Origin of the sequence: Streptomyces sp. NRRL F-5126, assembly GCF_000721265.1 — a bacterium.
Classification (GTDB): domain Bacteria; phylum Actinomycetota; class Actinomycetes; order Streptomycetales; family Streptomycetaceae; genus Streptomyces.
The window spans coordinates 211767-230887 of record NZ_JOFZ01000009.1; the positions used below are offsets into that span (position 1 = coordinate 211767).

Genomic DNA, 19121 nt, shown 5'->3' on the forward strand with positions numbered 1-19121 from the left:
TCACCGCCACACACCTGTCGTGCTTCGGCTCAGCCGCCGACCGAAGGCCGGAGGCGCCAGTCAGCAGGCGATTCCCGCAGCCTCACGCCGCAGTGCGACCATCGCCACGTCGTCGCCCAGTCGGCCGGACGCGTGGCGCAGCAGGTCTTCGGTGACCGACTTGAGCAAGGGTCCGGGGCCGTGGTCGGCGGCCCGGACGCCGAGCCGCTCAAGCAGCGGGTAGAACGAGCCGCGCCGGTCGCGCGCCTCGGTGACGCCATCGGTGTAGAGCAGCAGCCGGTCGCCCTCCGCGAAGTCGAAGGTGGTGACGGTGTACGGGGCGTCGACAAGACCGCCGAGGCCCAGCGGCGGCGCGGGCGACTCCACTTCCAGGGGTTCTGCCACGCCGTCGTGCAGCCGCAGCGGCGCGAGGTGCCCGCAGTTGACCACGTGGACGCACGACCCGCTGTCCGGGATCTCGACGATAGCGGCCGTCGCGTACCGCTCCCCGGCGTCCTGCCCCGTTTCCCCGGGCTCGGCGAGACCCCAGCGGACGCTGCCCTCGAGCGAGGCCACCAGGTCGGGCAGCGGCTCCTGGCGGTGTGCGGCGGCCCTGAACGCCCCGAGCACGGTCTCGGTGTCGCCGATCGAGTCGAGCCCGTGCCCGCGCACGTCGCCGATGAGCACGCGCGTGGCGTCCGCGGTGCGGGCGACCGCGTAGAGGTCGCCGCCGAGCCGCGTCCCGTCCTCGGCCGCGATGTACTCGGAGGCGATGGAGACCGGTCCCGCACGCTCCGGAAGCGGACGCAGGACGACCCCCTGCGCGACGTCCGACACCCGGCGCGAACGTGCCAGCAGCCGGCTCGCGGCCACGAGCAGCACGGAGAGTCCGACCAGGGAACCCAGCTGGACGAGCACGCTCTCGGTGTCCAGCATGTGGCGCTCCACCCCGGCGACGATCAGCGCGACGACCGCAAGCGCCGCCGTCGCCGTCCCGGCGCGCGCCCCCATGACCGCGGCGACCAGCGCGACCGGCACCACGAGGATGTGGGCGAGGTGGAGGCCGGGCGGTATGAAGGCATCCGCCACCGGCACGGCCGCGATCAGGGCCGCCGAGAGCAGGAAGAGTGTCCGCTGGGCGCGCACGGAGGGGTGCCCCCGGCCCGGCGGCAGGCCCCACCTGCGTATCCGGCGTCCCAGCGTCCCCGCGCTGCGGTACGCCGCGACAAGGTTGACGGTCATAGTGCGCCCGACAACCTCCCATATATCCGCTTTATTCCGTCAGCATCGCGATCACCACCGCGGCGAGCAGCCCGATGTACGTCCACGCGTAGGGGCGGTCGGGAATGCGCGGCGGGCGCCGTCGCAGCACCGCGATCACCGGCAGGGCCCCGAGCAGCAGCGCCGAGGCGGCGCGGAGGTCGACGGCACCCACCAGGTGGACGGACGCGCCGTGGTGCGCGTGGACCGTGGCGCCCGCGAGGGAGACTGCGGCGGCCGGCACCGCGATGGCCAGCGTGAGCGGGTTGGCCAGCGCCGTCGCCACCCGCATGGTGTGCCCGGCACGCCGCATCGCGGGGACGGTCATGACGCTGCCGCCCACGCCGAGGAAGGCCGCGACCGCGCCGACCGGCACCCCGAGCGCGGCGGGCAGCGGCGCCGGGGCCCGGGTCGGCGCCTGGGCCCGGCCGGGCGCCGGCCGCAGGAAGCCCGGCCGCAGGAGCAGGTCGGCGATGGTGGCGGCGACGTACGCGACGAACGCCCAGCGCGCCGGTCCGGCCGGCGCGAGGCGCGACGCGACGGCCCCCGCCGCGGCCCCGGCCGCCAGCAGCGGGAGCAGCGCCGTGCCGCCCCGCAGCTCGCGCAGCACGCGCCGCGGGGTGACGGCCGTCGCGAACCCCGCGTTCACCGCCATCACCACGGCGGAGGTCGCGGCCGCCACCCGCATCGCGTCCGCGCCGAGCGCGGCGTCCGCCCACACCACGACCGGCACCGCGACGAACCCGCCGCCGAACCCGAACAGCACGGTGGTGACCCCGGTGAGGAGCCCGATCCCGATCAGCGAGGCAACGCTCGCGTCCACACTCACGTCCACGACACCCACCCCACCAGCCCTGGCGGGCGTCCTGCATGCGATGTTCGGCACCATTCCTTCGAGGGTCGGCCAGTAGGCTGGTCCCATGAGGAACGTCTCCCTCGCCGACGTGGACCACGTCGACCGGGCCGTCCTGCCGATCGGCACCGACTACCCGCCGGGCCACCTGCTCGACTGGCACGCGCACCGGCGTGCGCAGTTCCTCTACGGCGCCACGGGCGTGATGGTCGTGGAGACCGCCGGGGGCGCCTGGACCGTGCCGCCGGAGCGTGCCGTGCTGATCCCGGCGGCCGTACGGCACCGCGTCCGCATGCTGGGGGTGTCCACGCGGAGCCTGTACGTGGAGCCGGGCGCCGTGCCCTGGTGGCCCGCCGGCTGCACGGTCGTGGACGTTCCGCCGCTGCTGCGCGAACTGCTGTCCGCCGCCGCCGGGTTCGAGGCCGACTACAGCCTGTCGGGGCGCGAGGGCGCCATCGCCGCGCTCCTCCTGCACGAGATCGCCGAACTCGCCCCGCTGCCGTTCCACGTCGGCATCCCCGCCTCCGGCGACCTCGCCGCGCTCTGCCGCGCCTACCTCGCCGCCCCTGACGCGGGCGTGGCCAACGCCGACTGGGCCGCGCGTGCGGCCATGAGCGAGCGTGCCTTCACCCGGCGCTTCCGCGCGGAGACCGGTGAGAGCCCCGCCGTCTGGCGGGCACGCGCCCGCCTGCTGGCGGCCGTCCCGCTGCTGCGCGCCGCGACCGTCACCGAGGTCGCGGGGCGCATCGGCTACGCGTCCCCGGCAGCGTTCACCGCCGCGTTCACGCGCGCCTTCGGCCTGCCGCCTTCGCGCTTCACGTCCGGCTGAGCGTCGGGCGTACCTGCGGCGCACGGCTCGCCCGGCCGGACGACGCGCTCCAGCAGGGCGACGAGCCGGGCGCGTTCCGCCGGGGTGAGGTCCGACGTCAGCTCGTCGTCGGCGCGGTAGCCGAGCTCATCGGCGACGGCAAGACGGCGTCGGCCGGCGGGCGAGATCGTGACGGCGTTCTTGCGCCGGTCGCGTGCGTCGGGCGCCCGGGCCAGCAGACCGTCCGCCTGCAGCTCGCCGAGGACGGTCACCATGTGCTTGGGGTCGATGCCGAGCCCGCGGGCCAGCGCCGCCTGGGAGACCGGACCGGACTCCGCGACGGCCGAAAGCACCGCATACTGCACCATGCGCAGGCCCGCCTCGGCGAGCGCCGCGGCGACCAGCCGGTGGCCGCGCGCGGCGGCACCTCCGAGCAGCCGGCTGGGAAGGGCGCGGATCCGCGCGGGGACCACGGGGGCCACGGGGTCCGCCGGGGCCGTGGGCGTCGTCTTGGCCATGGGCGGCAGCGTACGGAAAAACCGTTGGGCTCACCAACGATTACGCCCTACCGTGAGGCCCCGAGTTCCACCCGTCACACCCGTCCCCCACACAGGAGGTGTTCGTGCGGCGCGTCCGCCATCACGAGTACGGCGGCCCCGAGGTACTGCGCCTCGAAGAGGCCGAGACCCCCGAGCCCGCGGACGGGGAGCTGCTCGTACGCACCGAGGCCATCGGCGTCACCCTTCCCGTGGTGCGCGCGGTGCGCGAGGGGCGGGGGCCGCTGCCCGGCGTGCTGGGCGGCGAGATCGCCGGCACCGTCGTCGCCGTCGGCGCGGGCGTGCGGGGATTCGGCCCCGGCGACCGCGTCACGTCCCTCACGTTCAGCGGGTCCTACGCCGAACTGGCTCTGGCGCCCGCCGCCATGGCGAGCCGCGTCCCGGACGGGGCGAGCGCCGAGCAGGCCGTCGCGCTCGTACGCGGCGGCCACGTCGCGCTGGCCGCGCTGGCCACCGCCGAACCCGGGCCCGGGGCGTCGGTCCTCGTCACGGGCGCCGCGAGCGGCGTGGGCCATCTCGCCATCCAGCTGGCACGACTGCGCGGCGCGCGGCGGGTGGTCGCGGCCGTGGGCTCCCGGGCCAAGGAGGACTTCCTGCGCGGCCTCGGCGCCGACGAGGTCGTGACGTACGACAGCGACGACTGGGGCGAGCCGGCCGACATCGTCCTGGACGGCGTCGGCGGCGAGGTACTCCCACGTGCCCTGAGGGCACTGGCACCCGGCGGCCGCCTCGTCTTCTTCGGCTCGGGCGGCGGCACCGTCCCCGCCTTCGAGCTGCTGGCGGGCGGGAAGACGATCACGGGCCTCACGATGCGCAGGTTCTCCACGGCGCGGCGCGAGCTGTACGAGCGCCACGGCAAGCAGCTGTGGGACCTGGCGCTCTCCGGCCGCCTGAGCGCCGCCGTCCACGCCCGCATCCCCCTGGCCGAGGCGGCCAGGGCGCACGAGATCATCGAGGCCCGCACAAACCTGGGCAAGGTGGTCCTGCTGCCCTGAAGGGGCGGCAATTTTCTGGACTTGCCAGTCCAATTTCTCCGTCGCACAGTGGCTCCTGGCCCTGCCACACCGGGGCACAGACCTGAGAAACGGAGTGGACCGTGTCGATGCGACTCATGGGCAAGACCGCGCTGGTGACCGGCGCGACAAGCAACATCGGGCGAGCGATCGCGGAGGCGTTCGCCGCCGAAGGCGCGCATGTGGCCGTCTCCGGCCGCAGCAGCGAGCGCGGCGCGGAGGTCGTCGAGGGGATCCGCGCACGCGGCGGCCGTGCCGACTTCGTGCGGGCCGACCTGGACGGCAGCGCCGCCGCCTCCCAGGCACTGGCCAAAGAGGCGGAGCAGGCTCTCGGCGGCCGTATCGACGTCCTCGTCAACAACGCGGGCATCTACCCGGGCGACACCACCCCGGCCACCGACGAGGGGACCTTCGACCGGGTCTACGCCGTGAACGTGAAAGCGCCCTTCTTCCTGACGGCCGCCGTCGCCCCCGCCATGGTGGCCGCCGGCGGCGGGGCGATCATCAACCTGGGGTCGTGGATCGCCCGCCTCGGCGTCCCTCTCGGCGCCCTCTACAGCTCGACGAAGGGCGCCGTCGAGACACTGACCCGGGCATGGGCGGCGGAGTTCGGGCCGCACGGCGTACGGGTGAACGCGATCTCCCCCGGCGTGGTGCTGGCGCCGTCGCCGGGCGACCCCCACCCCGGCGAGGTCATGATGAAGGGCACCCCGGCAGGCCGCCTTGGCACCCCTGACGCCATCGCGAACGCCGCCGTCTACCTGGCCGGCGACGAGTCGTCGTTCGTGCACGGCATCGTGCTCGACGTCGACGGAGGCCGCACCACCGCCGCCGTCATCGCCGCCTGACGCAGGTCCGCGATCCCCTGGTCGAGGGCAGCGCGCAGGTGGGCGGAGCGACCGGTCGACAGCAGGATCGAAACGCCGCCCTGGACCGCCGCGAGCAGCGCGGCGGCCCTCGTGTCGACGTCGATCCCGGCGGGAAGCCTGCCGGTCGCCTGCAAAGCCCTGATGCCCGCCGCCAGGCTCTCCTGCCAGCGGCGCATCAGCTCCGTCACGATCGCGCGCGTGCCGGGGGTCGAGCGCCCGATCTGCAGGAACAGCGACCCCAGCGGGCACTGGTCGCCCTGCGCCTCATAGCGTTCGACCACCACGTCCCGCCACCGCTGCCACGCTTCCCAGGAGTCCAGGCACCCGAGGTAGGGCTGCTGGTCCTCCAGCACCTGATCGGCCTCGTACTGGGCCACCGCCACGAGGAGTTCGTCCTTGCCCGACGGGAAGTAGTGGAAGAGCTGGCTCTTACTGGTGCCGGTACGCGCCATGACATCGTCGAGCGTCGCCATGGCGACACCCCGCTCCCGAAGCACCGCCGCGGCCCCCTCGACGATCCGGGCCCGCGTCGCCCTGCCCTTCGCCGTCAGCTCACCACGCACCCCGCGCGCCCCTCCCCGAGCGGCCCCGAGCGGCACCGACCGGCCACCGGTCCGGCCGACGCGGGTCACGGACGGTCGCGGTGGTCGTTGTGGCCGTTCTTGCTGTCGTTCTTCTTCTTGTCGGGAGGCGTTCTGCCGTCGAGCTCGTCCCACCACTCGTCCGACTTCGCGTCCCCGGACGTCTCGTCCCACCACCGGTCGTCACGACCGCGCGAGTTGCCGATCATGGCGGCGACCGGCGGAATGATCATCGCGACAACGCACAGCCCGACCGCGGCGGGGATCGACCACAGGCGCACGAAGGCCCATGCCGAGATGAAGAGGACCAGACATCCACCCATCAGCATGAAGTAACGACGACGGCGTCGCGTGTACATGCTTCAAGCGTACGACCGGCGGGCCGCCGACGCCCTGCCGCGGAAGGGAATTCCGGCGGCGCGCACTGGGGCCCGCCGCCGGGGAGTTGATCCCCCGGCGGCGGGCCCCTGTCATGCCCTGCGGGCGGTGCGCTCCGCCTTCGCGGAGGCGTGGCCGCCTGCGTCGGACGCGGCCTGCGTCAGACCGACGCCGCGTGCGTCAGACCGCGATCGCGACCTCCGCGAGCCCGCCCGTCTGCGCGACGACCGTACGGTCCGCCGTGCCGCCCGGGATCAGGGCGCGCACCGTCCACGTGCCCTCGGCCGCGTAGAAGCGGAACTGCCCGGTCGCCGAGGTCGGGACCTCCGCGGTGAACTCACCGGTCGAGTCCAGCAGGCGCACGTACCCCGTGACGGGCTCGCCGTCACGCGTCACGAAACCCTGGATGGTCGTCTCGCCGGGCTTGATCGTCGAGGCGTCGGGGCCACCGGCCTTCGCTCCACACATGCTTCTTCGTCCTCCGGGTCGGTCGGTCGGGCGGTTGGGGAAAGGGCGGTTACTCGGCCGCGCCGAGCGCGATCGGCACGCCGACGAGCGAGCCGTACTCGGTCCACGAACCGTCGTAGTTCTTGACGTTCTCGACGCCGAGCAGCTCGTGCAGCACGAACCAGGTCAGCGCGGAGCGCTCACCGATGCGGCAGTAGGCGATGGTGTCCTTGGCCAGGTCGACCTGCTCGTCGGCGTAGATGCTCTTGAGCTCGTCGTCCGACTTGAACGTGCCGTCGTCGTTGGCGTTCTTCGACCACGGGATGTTGCGGGCGGACGGGACGTGGCCCGGGCGCTGCGACTGCTCCTGCGGCAGGTGGGCAGGTGCGAGCAGCTTGCCGCTGAACTCGTCGGGCGAGCGCACGTCGACCAGGTTCTGGTTGCCGATCGCGTTGACGACGTCGTCGCGGAAGGCACGGATCGACGCCTTCTGCGGCTGCGCCTTGTAGCTCGTGGCCGGGCGCTGCGGGACCTCCTGGACCAGCTCGCGCGCGTCGAGCTCCCACTTCTTGCGGCCGCCGTCGAGCAGCTTGACGCTGTCGTGGCCGTAGAGCTTGAAGTACCAGTACGCGTACGAGGCGAACCAGTTGTTGTTGCCGCCGTAGAGGATGACGGTGTCGTCGTTGGCGATGCCCTTGGCGGACAGCAGCTTCTCGAAGCCCTCCTGGTCCACGAAGTCGCGGCGCACCGGGTCCTGGAGGTCCGTCTGCCAGTCGATCCTGACGGCGTTCTTGATGTGGTTCTTGTCGTACGCCGAGGTGTCCTCGTCGACCTCGACGATGACGGTCTTGGGGTCGTCGAGGTGCGACTCGACCCAGTCGGCGTCGACCAGGACGTCGGTGCGGCTCATGCTGATTCCCTCCGGGGCAGTGTTCGGCGAGGTGGGCGTGGGGAGTGGTGCCTCCCGTGCGGCCCGCGCGCCTGCCGGGGCAGGTGTGGCGGGACGGGGTGCGCGAGGCGCGATCGCCCTGGGTCACAGGGCTGGGGGCTGCGGTACGCACTGGTCGTGGCGGGTAGCGACGGCTTGCGGCCGCCGCCGCCCGTCCCCGGCGCGCGGGTACCGGCTAGGCGTCGCGACAGAGCATGGTGGCAACGCGGCACAGGTCGACTGCCCGCCGCTTCGTGAGATCCACTCGGAGATCCACCTGTCGCTCCATGGGCCCGATGGTAAGGACGACCGGACGGCCATGTCACCGTTGTTCCGCATCATGAGACGAGATCGTCCGCGATGCGATCTCCGACCGGGCCGCACCCGGGGTACGGGCGGGCCGGACGCCCCCGTCCTGCGCCCGCCCATCTGCGGACCGGACGGCCCCGTCTCACGATCCGACCGGCGGCGGGGACTCCGGCGACATCGACGAGCCGGGAAGGCCGGGTGCTGCTGAACGTGGTGGCCGCGGGCCGTCGTCGACGAGGTGCTCACCGGGCCCGTTCAGCTCATCGTCAGCCGCGCTTGCACGTTCACCCGAGCCGACGCCGTACGCATCGCCGCTATCGTGCTCGCCGGTGTCCGCGCGGCGGGGCCCAGCGGCGGCTGGGCGTTGAATCGCGGAGCGGGCAGGAATGACGGGAATCACAGGAATGGCGGGGGCGGAAACGGGTAGCGGGACATCCGGCTTGAGCCTGCGTGCATCGACGTCGAAGGGAGTCCCGCGTGCTGTTGGCCCACCCGCCGGCGCCGGGCGACCCCGTCGGCCGGCACGCGGGCGTCGCGGCATTGAGCGCCACCAGGGCGCCGGCCGCCCGCCATCGGCTGTCCGGCGCCCGGCTCCTGGACCGCCCGGTCCCGAGCGGCAGCTGATCCGCCGGCCACCGGCCGGCCGCAATGACCCCGATGAAACGGACACCCACGTGGACACCACCCGCCCGACCGCCGCGCCGATCTACGACCGGCTGATAGCCGAACGCGGTGACGTCGTCGCCGACGCCGCGCACGTCGCCGAGCAGGCCTCGCGCGCGGTGGCCGACACCCTCGACTTCGGTCTCCCGGACGGAGACGGACACGGAGACGGCGACGCTGACGGCGGCGACGGACAGGGCCGGGTGGCCTAGCCCTCCAGCGGGACGTTCGTGCCCGTGCCCGTGAAGCGCAGGCCGTCCTGTGCGGGCGTGACCTTCGACAGCTTCACGGCGGACGGCAGCCCGTCGATCTTCATGTCCGACTTGACCAGCTTCTTTATCTGGTCCGCGAGCCCCGGCACCGGCAGGCCCGCCACGTCGTCGAGCCGCAGCTTGAGCGTGTCGCCGCCCGACATGGTCACCGTGCCGTACGCGGTGAGGGTCTTGTTCCCGAGCACCTTGTCGACCAGGCCCGACGGGTCGTCGATGTGCATCGCCCGCATGACCTCCGTGACCTTGCCAGACACCTTCACCTGGCCCTTCGCGGCGCGCGCCGCGCCCGCGTAGGAGACCGTGGCCCCCTTGGGGACGGCCGTCGCGAGGTCCGCGTACGAGATGCGCGCCGAGCCGTCCGCCGTGCCCGCGGTGGCCGACGAGAAGCTGCTGTCGATGCGGACGTCCTTCAGGACGGCCTTGACGTCGGTGACCCGTACCGCGTGGCCGTCCGCCGTCGCCGTGACGTGGTCGAGGCCGACGTCCACCTCGTCCAGCGACTTGGCCGCCACCTGGGTCAGGAAGGGGAAGCCCTTCACCGAAACGTCCGGCTTGCTGTCGAGCCCCTGGCTCGACTGGATGCGGTCGGCGACCTTGCCCTCGGCGTAGTGCAGCGCCAACCGGTCGGCGGCCACGAACAGGCCGCAGATGATCACGACAAAGACCAGCAGAATCCGCAGTGCGCGCATCGCCCGGCATCCCCCACGTCGAACAGGGCCACGCCCCTGCGGCGTGGCCACCCTCCCCCCCGGTGACGGTGAGCCTAGGCCAAAGGTTCCGCCGGTCGCGGGCCCGGTCCGCCGGTCGGCGGACCGGGCGCCGTCAGCCGAAGGCCCGGCCCAGCAGGTACACGGCGGGCGCCGCCGCGGTGAGCGGCAGCGCCACGCCCGCCGTCATGTGCACGAAACGGGACGGGTAGTCGTAGCTCGCCGCCCGCAGCCCGATCAGCGCGCACGCCCCCGCGCCGAGCCCGACCGCCAGGGCGCCCGCCGCGCCGAAGCCCGTCAGCCCGCCCATGGCCGCGCCCACGACCGCCGCGGCGACCAGCGCGGCCGCGATCGAGGCGGGCCCCGGCAGCGGCAGCGCCCGCACCAGCGTGGCCGCGGCCACCGCCACCGCGCCCACGACGACCGCGTCGGACGGCGCGGCGAGGTGACCGGTCGCGATGATCGCGAGCGCGGCCGAGACCACCGTGGCCAGCAGGCCGGTCAGCCGGGTGTCGGGGTCGGCGTGGCTGCGCAGTTGCAGGACGACGGTGAGCAGCACCCACACGCCCAGCGTGCCGATGATCGCCGCCGGCGCGTGGGACTTGCCCGCGGCCAGCAGCGCGATGTCGGAGACGAGGCCGCCGAGGAACGCGAGCGCGATGCCCTGACGGGCCGGCCACATGCCGTTCAGCCGGAACCAGCCGGCGGCCGTCACCGCTTGCAGGATCACGACGGGCACGAGCAGCGCGTACGAGCCGAGCGCGGCGCCGCCCGCGAGCAGCAGCGCGAGCACGGCGGTCAGCCCGGCGGGCTGCGCGCCGGGCGGGATGATCGGCGACCTGCCCTCGGCGCGTGCCCGCTGCGCGTCGGTGACGCGTGCGGTGCCGAGCGTGGTGGGCACGCCGTAGCCGTCCGCATGGGAGGCGCCGCCCTGGGAAGCACCGCCCTGGGTGGCGCCGGGTGATGGCGCCGCAGCGGCCGGGGCGGGGGTGGCCGGCGCCTGGGCCTGCGCTGTGGCGGTCGCGGGGGCGGCGTACGCGGCCGCCGGGTACTCGGGCGCGGCCTGCCCGCCCGTACCGTGCTGCGGGTACCCGCCGGGGGCCGGTGCCCGCGTCTGCTGTTGTGGCTGCGCGTAGCCCTGCGGGGGCATCGCCCGGCCCGGCGTCGGCATCTCCGGCGGCAGCGGGTACGCGCCGGAGCCCGGATCGGGCGCGGGGGCGGGCGGCGCGCCCTGCACGGGGACGTACGCCGTCTCCTCCATCGCCGAGACCTGCGGGCCCCCGGCCGCGTACGGCTGCCCCGGCTCGGGCGCGGCGGGGTGGTGACCGTGGTGACCCTGGTGGCCCTCCAGGACCGGCTGGGTTCCGGTGTCCCAGGTCTGGCCCTGCCACACCTGGGTGGCCTCCATGTCCTGGCCCTGCGCGCCGTAGCCCACGTACCCCCCGTAGCCCCCGTCGGGGGCGGCCTGCGGCTCGTGCGGGTACTGGTACGGGTACGGGTTCGCCTGCTGCGGCTGCCGGTGCCTGCCATCGGGATCGGGCCGCGGCTCGTCCGGTGCGTACGGGTACTGCTGGTCGCTGCTCATGCTGTGCGCTTCACCCTCCTGCGAACGGCGGGAGCACCTCGACCGTGCCGCCCTCGGCAAGCCGTACGGTCTCATGCCCGCGCTTGCCCACGGACCGGCCGTCGACGAGGAACGAACACCTCTGCAGGACGCGCACCAGCTCGCCCGGGTGCCTCTCGCGTGCTCCCGCCAGCGCCTGGGCCAGGTCGTCCGCCGTGTACGGCTCCTCCGCCACGCCCGCGGCCGCCTTCGCCGCGGCCCAGTAGCGGATCGTCCCCGCTGCCATCGCCGCACCTCCTTCGTCGGCCTCCATGATGGCCGACGACGGGGCGTGGTCGCTCACGCGCGCCCCTCCGCCGGGCCCTCGGCCGCCTCCTCGGCCGGCGCCTCCACGCGTCCGGGCGCGTGCGCGGACGCCCACGCCGCGATGCGTGCCAGCAGCGGCTCTCCTGCCGCGTTCTCCGCGTGTCCCATGCCCGGCTCGATCCACAGCTCGGCCGCGCCATCGGGTGCGGCGGCAGCGAGGGAGCGCGGGTGGTCGAGCGGGAAGTACGGGTCGCTGTCTCCGTGCACGACGAGCAGCGGGACCGGCGCGATCAGCGGCACCGCGGCGACCGGCGGCAGCGGGACCGGGTCCCAGTCGTGCTGGTAAATGCGGGTGTGCAGGCCGAGGCGGCCGACGACCCGGCCGACGCGCCGCGTCACCACCCAGTGCAGCCGGCGCATCGGGGCCGTGCCCCGGTAGTACCAGCGCGCCGGGCCGCTGACGGAGACCACCGCGTCCGTCCGCGCGTCCGAGCGGTCACGGTAGAGCGCGGCGTGCCGGACGGCGACGGAGCCGCCCATCGAGAAGCCGACCGTCACCACGTGCCGGTGGCCGAAGGAGCGCGCCCAGCGCACGGCGGCGGCCAGGTCGAGCACCTCGCGGTCACCGACCGTCGAGCGCCCGCCCGAGCCGCCGTGGCCGCGGAAGGTGAACGTGACGACCGCCGCACTACGCGCGAAGACCTCCGCGGCCCTGCGCACGGCGGGCCGGTCGACGGACCCCGTGAAGCCGTGTGCCACCACGATGACGGCACGCTCGGCGACGTCGCCGTCCGCACCCCCGCCACCTGCGGCTTCGGCCCTCGCCGCGTCCGCCGTGCACGGCGTGTACACGGCCTCGACGCGGACGCCGTCCTCGGTGCGCAGCAGCGTCCGCACGCCGCCCGGCGGGCCGGTGCGGGCGGGTGATCTGCGGGATCGGCCTGCCGACAGGGAACGCATGTGGGCTATTGTGCTGGGAAGAGGATCCGGGCGACGCAGCCCCCGGGTCCTTTTGCGTTTTCTGCCTCTTAGTACAGACATTCGTTGTCACCGGCAGAAGGAATTGCCCCCATCGCAGGGACCGAGGAGGAACCGACGTCATGGGCAAGCGATCCAGCGACCCTCACTGTCCGAACCACCTGAGCACCGCACACCGCATGCACCGGCCGGCCGGGGCGGGTGGGCGCCGATGAGCTCGCTGCTGCTGCTGACCAACGCGCTCCAGCCCTCCGCCGAGGTGCTGCCCGCCCTCGGCCTGCTGCTGCACAACGTGCGCGTGGCGCCGGCCGAGGGCGCCGCGCTCGTGGACACCCCGAGCGCCGACGTGATCCTCCTCGACGGCCGCCGCGAGCTGCCGCAGGTGCGCTCGCTGTGCCGGCTGCTGCGCTCCACGGGGCCCGGCTGCCCGCTGCTGCTCGTGGTCACGGAGGGCGGCCTCGCCGCCGTATCCGCCGACTGGGGCATGGACGACGTCCTGCTCGACACGGCGGGCCCGGCCGAGGTGGAGGCCCGGCTGCGGCTCGCGACGGGCCGCAGCCAGATCACGGCGGACGACGCCCCGCCGGAGATCCGCAACGGCGACCTGTCGGTCGACGAGGCCACGTACAGCGCGAAGCTCAAGGGCCGGGTACTCGACCTGACGTTCAAGGAGTTCGAGCTCCTGAAGTACCTGGCGCAGCACCCGGGCCGCGTCTTCACGCGCGCCCAGCTGCTCCAGGAGGTCTGGGGCTACGACTACTTCGGCGGTACGCGCACGGTCGACGTCCACGTGCGCCGCCTGCGCGCGAAGCTCGGCCCCGAGCACGAGTCCCTGATCGGCACGGTGCGCAACGTCGGCTACCGCTTCGTCTCGCCGGAGAAGCCGGAGTCGGGCGACAGGATGGCGATGGCCTGACGGGCCGCGTGGTCGGCCGGGAGGGCCGGCGTGGGGGCGTGTCATCCCGCGTAGACTCCCGTGCGTGGCCAAGGTGACGCGGGACGACGTGGCGCGACTGGCGGGTACTTCGACCGCGGTCGTCAGCTATGTCATCAACAACGGACCCCGGCCGGTCGCACCGGCCACCCGCGAGCGCGTACTCGCCGCGATCAAGGAGCTGGGCTACCGGCCCGACCGGGTCGCGCAGGCCATGGCGTCCCGGCGTACCGACCTCATAGGGATGATCGTCCCCGACGCGCGCCAGCCGTTCTTCGGCGAGATGGCGCACGCGGTCGAACAGGCCGCCGCCGAGCGCGGGAAGATGGTGCTCGTCGGCAACTCCGACTACCGGGGCGAGCGCGAGGTGCACTATCTGCGCGCGTTCCTCGGGATGCGGGTGTCGGGCCTCATCCTCGTCGCGCAGGGGCCGAGCGAGCGCGCGGCGGCCGAGATCGACGCGTGGGACGCGCGCGTGGTGCTGCTGCACGAGCGCCCCGAGTCCATCGACGACGTCGCCGTGGTGACGGACGACGTCGGCGGCGCCCAGCTCGCCACCCGCCACCTCCTGGAGCACGGCCACCCGTACGTCGCCTGCCTGGGCGGCACCGAGGACACGCCGTCCGTGGGCGACCCGGTCGCCGACCACGTCGAGGGGTGGCGGCGCGCCATGCGGGAGGCCGGCAGGCCCATCGAGGGACGGCTGTTCAAGGCCCCCTACAACCGCTACGACGCCTACCGGCTCGCGCTCGGCCTGCTGTCCGGCCCCGACCGCCCGCCCGCCGTGTTCTGCGCGACGGACGACCAGGCGATCGGCGTGCTGCGCGCCGCACGCGAGCTGCGGATCGACGTGCCGGACGGGCTCGCCGTCGCCGGCTTCGACGACGTGAAGGAGGCGGGCCTCACCGACCCGCCGCTGACGACCGTCTCGTCCGACCGGCCCGCCATGGCGCGTGCGGCGGTCGACCTCGTGCTGGACGACGGCCTGCGGGTCGTGGGCGCGCGGCGCGACGGCGTGTACGGGCGCGTGCGGCAGTTCCCCTCGGCGCTGATCGTGCGGCGGTCCTGCGGCTGCGCCTGAGGGCCGGGCGCGCACCCCGCGCAGGCGTCTTTATATCGGGCATACGAGGTTCTGTCGGGCTTCTCACAGCGCCCTCATAGTGTTCTCATCCAACTGTCCGACAGTCGTAGACATGACGAACTTCTTCGGGCACCGCGACAGCCACAACAGCGACGACCAGTCCTTCGGCGAGCGGCCTGAGCAGGCGCAGCACGAGCCTCACCAGGCACAGCAGCAGCCGTACACGTCATCGGCCTTCTCGGCACCCTCGGCGGACCAGAGCCAGGGCCAAGGCCAGAGCCAGGGCCAGGACGAGTCGCACACCGCGCAGTTCCCGCCGCCGCCCGGCTACGCCCCCGCGCACGGCGCGCACACCGCGACCCGCAGGCGCATGCGCGGCCCGGTCGCGCTCGTGGCGTCCGTGGCGCTCGCCGCCGCCGTCGTCGGCGGCGGTGTCGCCACCGTCCTGACGAACGCCGCGAACAACGACCCGAACGCCAGCACCACCGTCGGCGTCAGCGGCACGACCGTCTCGCAGAGCAGCAAGGGCACCGTCGCCGGCGTCGCCCAGGCCGTGTCCCCGGCGATCGTCGAGATCACCGCGGACTCGCAGGCCGGCGAGTCCATCGGCTCCGGCATCGTCATCACGTCGGACGGCCAGGTCATCACGAACAACCATGTCGTGGCGGGCGCGTCGCAGATCAAGGTCAAGATGGACAGCGGCAAGACCTACACTGCGAGCGTGATGGGCACCGACCCGGCCAAGGACCTCGCGCTCATCAAGCTCGAAGGTGCGAGCGGCCTGAAGACAGCGAGCCTCGGCAACTCCGACAATGTGCGGGTGGGCGACCAGGTCGTCGCGATCGGCTCCCCCGAGGGCCTGTCGGGCACCGTCACCAGCGGCATCATCTCGGCGCTCGACCGCGACGTCACCGTCCCCGAGGAGGACGGCAGCGGCCAGTCGCAGAGCCAGCAGGGCGGCGGCAGCCTGTTCGGCGGGGGCAGCGGCGGCAGCGGCGGCGGCGACAACTGGCCGTTCGAGTTCGGCGGCCGGCAGTTCAACGGCGACACCGGCAGCCAGACCACGACCTACAAGGCCTTCCAGACGGACGCGTCCCTCAACCCCGGCAACTCGGGCGGCGCGCTGATCGACATGAACGGCGACATCGTCGGCATCAACTCCGCCATGTACGCACCGTCGTCGAGCGGCAGCTCGAGCAGCGGCTCCAGCTCGGCCGGCAGCGTCGGACTCGGCTTCGCCATCCCGATCAACACCGTCAAGGCCGACCTGGGCAACCTGCGCGACGGCGGCAGCTCGGCCAACTGACCCGAGAGGACGAAACCCCCGTGGCCGACTCCGTTACCTTCGGATACGACAAAGAGGGTGTGGACGGACGAGGGAGCAGCGATATGAGTCCCGCCGAGGCGGATCCGCAGCGGATCCTGATCGTCGACGACGAGCCCGCCGTGTGCGAGGCCCTCCAGCGGAGCCTCACGTTCGACGGGTACGGCACGGAGGTCGCCGTGGACGGCTTCGACGCCCTCGCCAAGGCCGAGTCCTACGAGCCCGACCTGATCGTCCTGGACATCCAGATGCCCCGGATGGACGGCCTGACGGCGGCCCGCAGGCTCAGGAGCGGCGGCTCCAGGGTGCCGATCCTGATGCTCACCGCACGCGACACGGTCGGCGACCGGGTCACCGGCCTCGACGCGGGCGCCGACGACTACCTGGTCAAGCCGTTCGAGCTGGACGAGCTCTTCGCGAGGATCCGCGCCCTGCTGCGCCGCAGCTCGTACGTGGCGACGGCGGCCGGTGCCACGGCCGTGCCGGAGGACGACGTGCTGTCCTTCGCCGACCTGCGGATGGACCTGACCACGCGCGAGGTGACGCGCGGCGAGCGCCGCGTCGAGCTGACGCGCACCGAGTTCACCCTGCTGGAGATGTTCCTCGCGCACCCGCGCCAGGTCCTCACCCGCGAGCAGATCCTCAAGGCGGTGTGGGGCTTCGACTTCGAGCCGAGCTCGAACTCGCTGGACGTCTACGTGATGTACCTGCGGCGCAAGACCGAGGGCGGCGGCGAGCCGCGCCTCGTGCACACCGTGCGCGGCGTCGGCTACGTGCTGCGCGCCGACACGGCCCCCGGCGGCACGGCATGACGTTCCCCACCCGCTCCACCACCGGATCCCACCTGGCCTGGTCGGAGGCGTCGATGCGGCGCTTCCGCGCGCTGCCGATCCGCTCCCGCATGGCCCTGCTCGTGGGCGCGGCCGTGGCGATCGCGGTCGCGGCGATGGCGGTGGCGAGCTGGCTGCTGACCCGCGCCCAGCTGCAGAACGAGCTGGACACCTCGCTGCACAACACCCAGCCACCGAACTCGCAGGTCATCGAGGCCCTGAAGAGTTGCGGGTCGGGTGGCGGCAGCGCCGGGCCCAACGAGAAGAACTTCGAGTACTCGCAGGTGGTGTTCGCCAGCGGTGAGCGCTGCGTCGTGTCGTACTCGCAGCCGGTCAAGGTGACCGACGCCGACGTGGACGTGGCCAAGCAGATGGAGCACGGCCGGTACGCGAGCACCACGCACGACAGCACGACCGACAGGGGCCAGCAGGTGCGGGTCAACACCCGGGTGCAGAACCTCGGCCCCGCGGGGTTCGCGGCCGTGTCCGTGTCCCGGCCGCTGCACGAGATCCAGGCGTCGCAGAACCGCATGGCGCTGCTGCTGACCCTGCTCGCGGGCATCGGCGTCGTCGGCGCGGGCGCGGCGGGCCTGTGGGTGGCGCGCACCGGCCTGCGGCCGGTCGACGGGCTGACGCGGGCCGTCGAGCACGTGGCGCGCACGGAGGACCTGAGCGTGCGCATCCCCGTCGACGGCGAGGACGAGATCGCGCGTCTTTCCCGGTCGTTCAACTCCATGACGGCCGCACTCGCCTCGTCGCGCGAGCGCCAGTCGCAGCTGATCGCGGACGCGGGACACGAGCTGCGCACGCCGCTCACGTCGCTGCGTACCAACATCGAACTGCTGGCGCGCAGCGAGGAGACCGGCCGGGCCATCCCGCCGGAGGACCGCAAGGCGCTGATGGCGTCCGTGAAGGCGCAGATGTCGGAGCTCGCCGCGCTGATCGGCGACCTCCAGGAGCTGTCGCGGCCGGACGCGCTCGCGGCGAGCCAGGTGCAGGTCGTGGCGTTGCACGAGATCGTCGAGCAGGCGCTGCGCAGGGCCCGGCTGCGCGGCCCCGACCTGGTCATCGACGCGACGACCGCCACCTGGTACGTGCGGGCGGAGCCCGCCACGCTGGAGCGCGCCGTCGTCAACGTCCTCGACAACGCGGTCAAGTTCAGCCCGAAGGGCGGCACGGTCGAGGTCGTGCTCGACGGGCAGGGCCGGCTCACCGTGCGCGACCACGGGCCCGGCATCCCGCCCGAGGACCTCCCGCACGTCTTCGAGCGGTTCTGGCGCTCCCCGTCCGCGCGGTCGCTGCCGGGCTCGGGGCTCGGGCTGGCGATCGTGGCACGCACCGTCCAGCAGGCGGGCGGCGAGATCTCCCTCGACCCGGCGGACGGCGGCGGCACGGTGGCGAGGATCAGGCTCCCCGGCGCCCCGACGCCGCCGCCTGACATGCCGGAGGCGTAGGGCCGTCCGCGGCCTGACCGGCGCGCCCCGGCCCCGTACCCTCGTCGCATGACTGACGCAAGCGCTCGCGAGCCCGCACGGCACATCGAGATCCTCGACGCGCTCACGCCCGCACAGGCCGACGCGGTGCTCGGCCTGCTGGCCGACGCCGCCTCGTCCGACGGCATGCAGGCGGTCTCGGAACAGGGCAGGCTGCAACTGCGCGGCGGACACCGGCAAGGCGTGCGGCACCTCCTGCTGACGGCCGGCGACGACGTCGTGGGGTACGCGCAGTTGGAGGACACGGACCCGGTGGAGGCGCCGGCCGCGGAGCTCGTCGTGCACCCCTCGCGCCGCGGCCGCGGCCACGGACGCGCCCTGGGCGACGCGCTGCTGGCGGCGTCGGGGCGGCGGCTGCGTCTGTGGGCGCACGGCGGGAAGCCGGCGGCGCGCCACCTCGCGCAGGTGCTCGGCCTGACGCTCTTCCGCGAACTGCGCCAGATGCGGCGGCCGCTGACGCCGGACGACGCCCCGGAGCCGTACATCCCCGCGGGCGTCTCGATCCGGACGTACCTGCCGGGCCGGGACGACGCCGCGTGGCTCGCGGTGAACGCGGCGGCGTTCGCGCACCACCCGGAGCAGGGCGGCATGACCCAGCGCGACCTCGACGACCGCAAGGCCGAGCCGTGGTTCGACCCGAAGGGCTTCTTCCTCGCGGAACGCGGCGGCGAACTCGTCGGCTTCCACTGGACGAAGGTGCATGCCGCGGAGCGCCTCGGCGAGGTGTACGTGGTGGGCATCAGGCCGGACGCGCAGGGCGGCGGCCTCGGCAAGGCACTCACGGCCATCGGCCTGCGCCACCTGGCGGCCGAGGGCCTGCCGACCGCGATGCTGTACGTGGACGCGGACAACGAGGCAGCCGTCGGCGTCTACGAGGGCCTCGGCTTCACGACCCACGAGACGGACCTGATGTACCGCACGGAACTCTGACCGCCGCGCGGGCCTCGGCCGGCCACATATGCATCAGTGCTAATCTGATTAGCGCTT

At 73.6% G+C, this 19121-nt stretch carries 22 protein-coding genes; 10 read left to right on the top strand and 12 right to left on the bottom strand.

The genetic code is table 11. The annotated features are described in order from the left end of the window. Positions 1–60: 60 nt before the first annotated feature. Both IH48_RS0121165 and IH48_RS0121170 read right to left on the bottom strand, forming a co-directional pair. The gene (locus tag IH48_RS0121165) at positions 61–1221 is read right to left on the bottom strand and encodes a PP2C family protein-serine/threonine phosphatase (RefSeq protein ID WP_078849915.1); all 1161 of its coding nucleotides are present in this window, start codon (positions 1219–1221) and stop codon (positions 61–63) included. A 31-nt stretch (positions 1222–1252) separates the two neighbouring features. Beyond that, positions 1253–2161 (bottom strand): sulfite exporter TauE/SafE family protein, encoded by a 909-nt coding sequence (locus IH48_RS0121170; protein WP_234434330.1) that lies wholly within the window; start codon positions 2159–2161, stop codon positions 1253–1255. On the opposite strand from IH48_RS0121170, the gene IH48_RS0121175 reads away from it, so the two are divergent. Further along, positions 2160–2921 (top strand): AraC family transcriptional regulator, encoded by a 762-nt coding sequence (locus IH48_RS0121175; protein WP_030906808.1) that lies wholly within the window; start codon positions 2160–2162, stop codon positions 2919–2921. The two genes, IH48_RS0121170 and IH48_RS0121175, sit on opposite strands and share 2 nt — an antisense overlap. Here IH48_RS0121175 and IH48_RS0121180 read toward each other — a convergent pair. Next, positions 2843–3418 (bottom strand): MarR family winged helix-turn-helix transcriptional regulator, encoded by a 576-nt coding sequence (locus IH48_RS0121180; RefSeq protein WP_078849917.1) that lies wholly within the window; start codon positions 3416–3418, stop codon positions 2843–2845. The genes IH48_RS0121175 and IH48_RS0121180 overlap by 79 nt on opposite strands. A gap of 104 nt (positions 3419–3522) precedes the next feature. Here IH48_RS0121180 and IH48_RS0121185 point away from each other — a divergent pair, with 104 nt between their 5' ends. Further along, positions 3523–4452, top strand: a complete 930-nt coding sequence (locus tag IH48_RS0121185) for a quinone oxidoreductase family protein (RefSeq protein WP_030906813.1) — start codon at positions 3523–3525, stop codon at positions 4450–4452. Positions 4453–4553: 101 nt separating this feature from the next. Beyond that, positions 4554–5318: an SDR family NAD(P)-dependent oxidoreductase gene (locus tag IH48_RS0121190; protein ID WP_030906816.1), complete on the top strand. Its 765-nt coding sequence runs from the start codon at positions 4554–4556 to the stop codon at positions 5316–5318. Here IH48_RS0121190 and IH48_RS35175 read toward each other — a convergent pair. From IH48_RS35175 to IH48_RS37655, 5 genes are all read right to left on the bottom strand, one after another. After that, on the bottom strand, positions 5228–5902 hold the full coding sequence (locus tag IH48_RS35175) for a TetR/AcrR family transcriptional regulator (protein ID WP_078849918.1): 675 nt from the start codon (positions 5900–5902) through the stop codon (positions 5228–5230). The genes IH48_RS0121190 and IH48_RS35175 overlap by 91 nt on opposite strands. 65 nt (positions 5903–5967) lie before the next feature. Further along, positions 5968–6279, bottom strand: coding sequence for a DUF3099 domain-containing protein (locus IH48_RS0121200; protein ID WP_051840296.1), 312 nt, complete (start codon positions 6277–6279; stop codon positions 5968–5970). A gap of 199 nt (positions 6280–6478) precedes the next feature. After that, positions 6479–6766 carry a DUF1416 domain-containing protein gene (locus IH48_RS0121205; RefSeq protein WP_030906824.1) on the bottom strand — a complete coding sequence of 96 codons (288 nt, stop codon included), beginning with the start codon at positions 6764–6766 and terminating at the stop codon, positions 6479–6481. A gap of 49 nt (positions 6767–6815) precedes the next feature. Then, positions 6816–7655 (bottom strand): sulfurtransferase, encoded by an 840-nt coding sequence (locus tag IH48_RS0121210; RefSeq protein ID WP_030906827.1) that lies wholly within the window; start codon positions 7653–7655, stop codon positions 6816–6818. Positions 7656–7869: 214 nt separating this feature from the next. Further along, on the bottom strand, positions 7870–7962 hold the full coding sequence (locus IH48_RS37655) for a putative leader peptide (RefSeq protein WP_372449245.1): 93 nt from the start codon (positions 7960–7962) through the stop codon (positions 7870–7872). A 694-nt stretch (positions 7963–8656) separates the two neighbouring features. Here IH48_RS37655 and IH48_RS33535 point away from each other — a divergent pair. Then, entirely contained in the window at positions 8657–8857 is a 201-nt protein-coding gene (locus IH48_RS33535; RefSeq protein ID WP_037842758.1) for a hypothetical protein, read from the top strand. On the opposite strand, the gene IH48_RS0121225 is transcribed toward IH48_RS33535, so the two are convergent. From IH48_RS0121225 to IH48_RS0121240, 4 genes are all read right to left on the bottom strand, one after another. Further along, positions 8854–9606: a DUF2993 domain-containing protein gene (locus tag IH48_RS0121225; protein WP_030906831.1), complete on the bottom strand. Its 753-nt coding sequence runs from the start codon at positions 9604–9606 to the stop codon at positions 8854–8856. The two genes, IH48_RS33535 and IH48_RS0121225, sit on opposite strands and share 4 nt — an antisense overlap. A 133-nt stretch (positions 9607–9739) precedes the next feature. Next, complete coding sequence (locus tag IH48_RS0121230) at positions 9740–11209, bottom strand: hypothetical protein (protein WP_030906834.1); 1470 nt, start codon at positions 11207–11209, stop codon at positions 9740–9742. A gap of 10 nt (positions 11210–11219) precedes the next feature. After that, on the bottom strand, positions 11220–11474 hold the full coding sequence (locus IH48_RS0121235; protein ID WP_030906837.1) for a MoaD/ThiS family protein: 255 nt from the start codon (positions 11472–11474) through the stop codon (positions 11220–11222). A 53-nt stretch (positions 11475–11527) separates the two neighbouring features. Further along, positions 11528–12454, bottom strand: a complete 927-nt coding sequence (locus IH48_RS0121240) for an alpha/beta hydrolase family protein (protein WP_051840297.1) — start codon at positions 12452–12454, stop codon at positions 11528–11530. Positions 12455–12683: 229 nt separating this feature from the next. On the opposite strand from IH48_RS0121240, the gene IH48_RS0121245 reads away from it, so the two are divergent. The 6 genes from IH48_RS0121245 (at position 12684) to mshD (ending at position 19064) form a co-directional block, all read left to right on the top strand. Further along, a complete protein-coding gene (locus tag IH48_RS0121245; RefSeq protein ID WP_030906843.1) occupies positions 12684–13388 on the top strand; it encodes a response regulator transcription factor in 705 nt (234 codons plus the stop codon). Positions 13389–13452: 64 nt separating this feature from the next. Continuing rightward, positions 13453–14487 carry a LacI family DNA-binding transcriptional regulator gene (locus IH48_RS0121250; RefSeq protein WP_030906846.1) on the top strand — a complete coding sequence of 345 codons (1035 nt, stop codon included), beginning with the start codon at positions 13453–13455 and terminating at the stop codon, positions 14485–14487. A gap of 112 nt (positions 14488–14599) precedes the next feature. After that, positions 14600–15793: a S1C family serine protease gene (locus tag IH48_RS0121255; protein WP_078849919.1), complete on the top strand. Its 1194-nt coding sequence runs from the start codon at positions 14600–14602 to the stop codon at positions 15791–15793. An 83-nt stretch (positions 15794–15876) separates the two neighbouring features. Beyond that, positions 15877–16623, top strand: a complete 747-nt coding sequence (locus IH48_RS0121260; protein ID WP_030906852.1) for a response regulator transcription factor — start codon at positions 15877–15879, stop codon at positions 16621–16623. After that, positions 16620–18095 (top strand): sensor histidine kinase, encoded by a 1476-nt coding sequence (locus tag IH48_RS0121265; protein WP_234434331.1) that lies wholly within the window; start codon positions 16620–16622, stop codon positions 18093–18095. The genes IH48_RS0121260 and IH48_RS0121265 overlap by 4 nt, the downstream gene beginning before the upstream one ends. A gap of 48 nt (positions 18096–18143) precedes the next feature. Then, complete coding sequence (mshD, locus tag IH48_RS0121270; protein WP_030906857.1) at positions 18144–19064, top strand: mycothiol synthase; 921 nt, start codon at positions 18144–18146, stop codon at positions 19062–19064. The last annotated feature ends 57 nt before the right edge of the window (positions 19065–19121 follow it).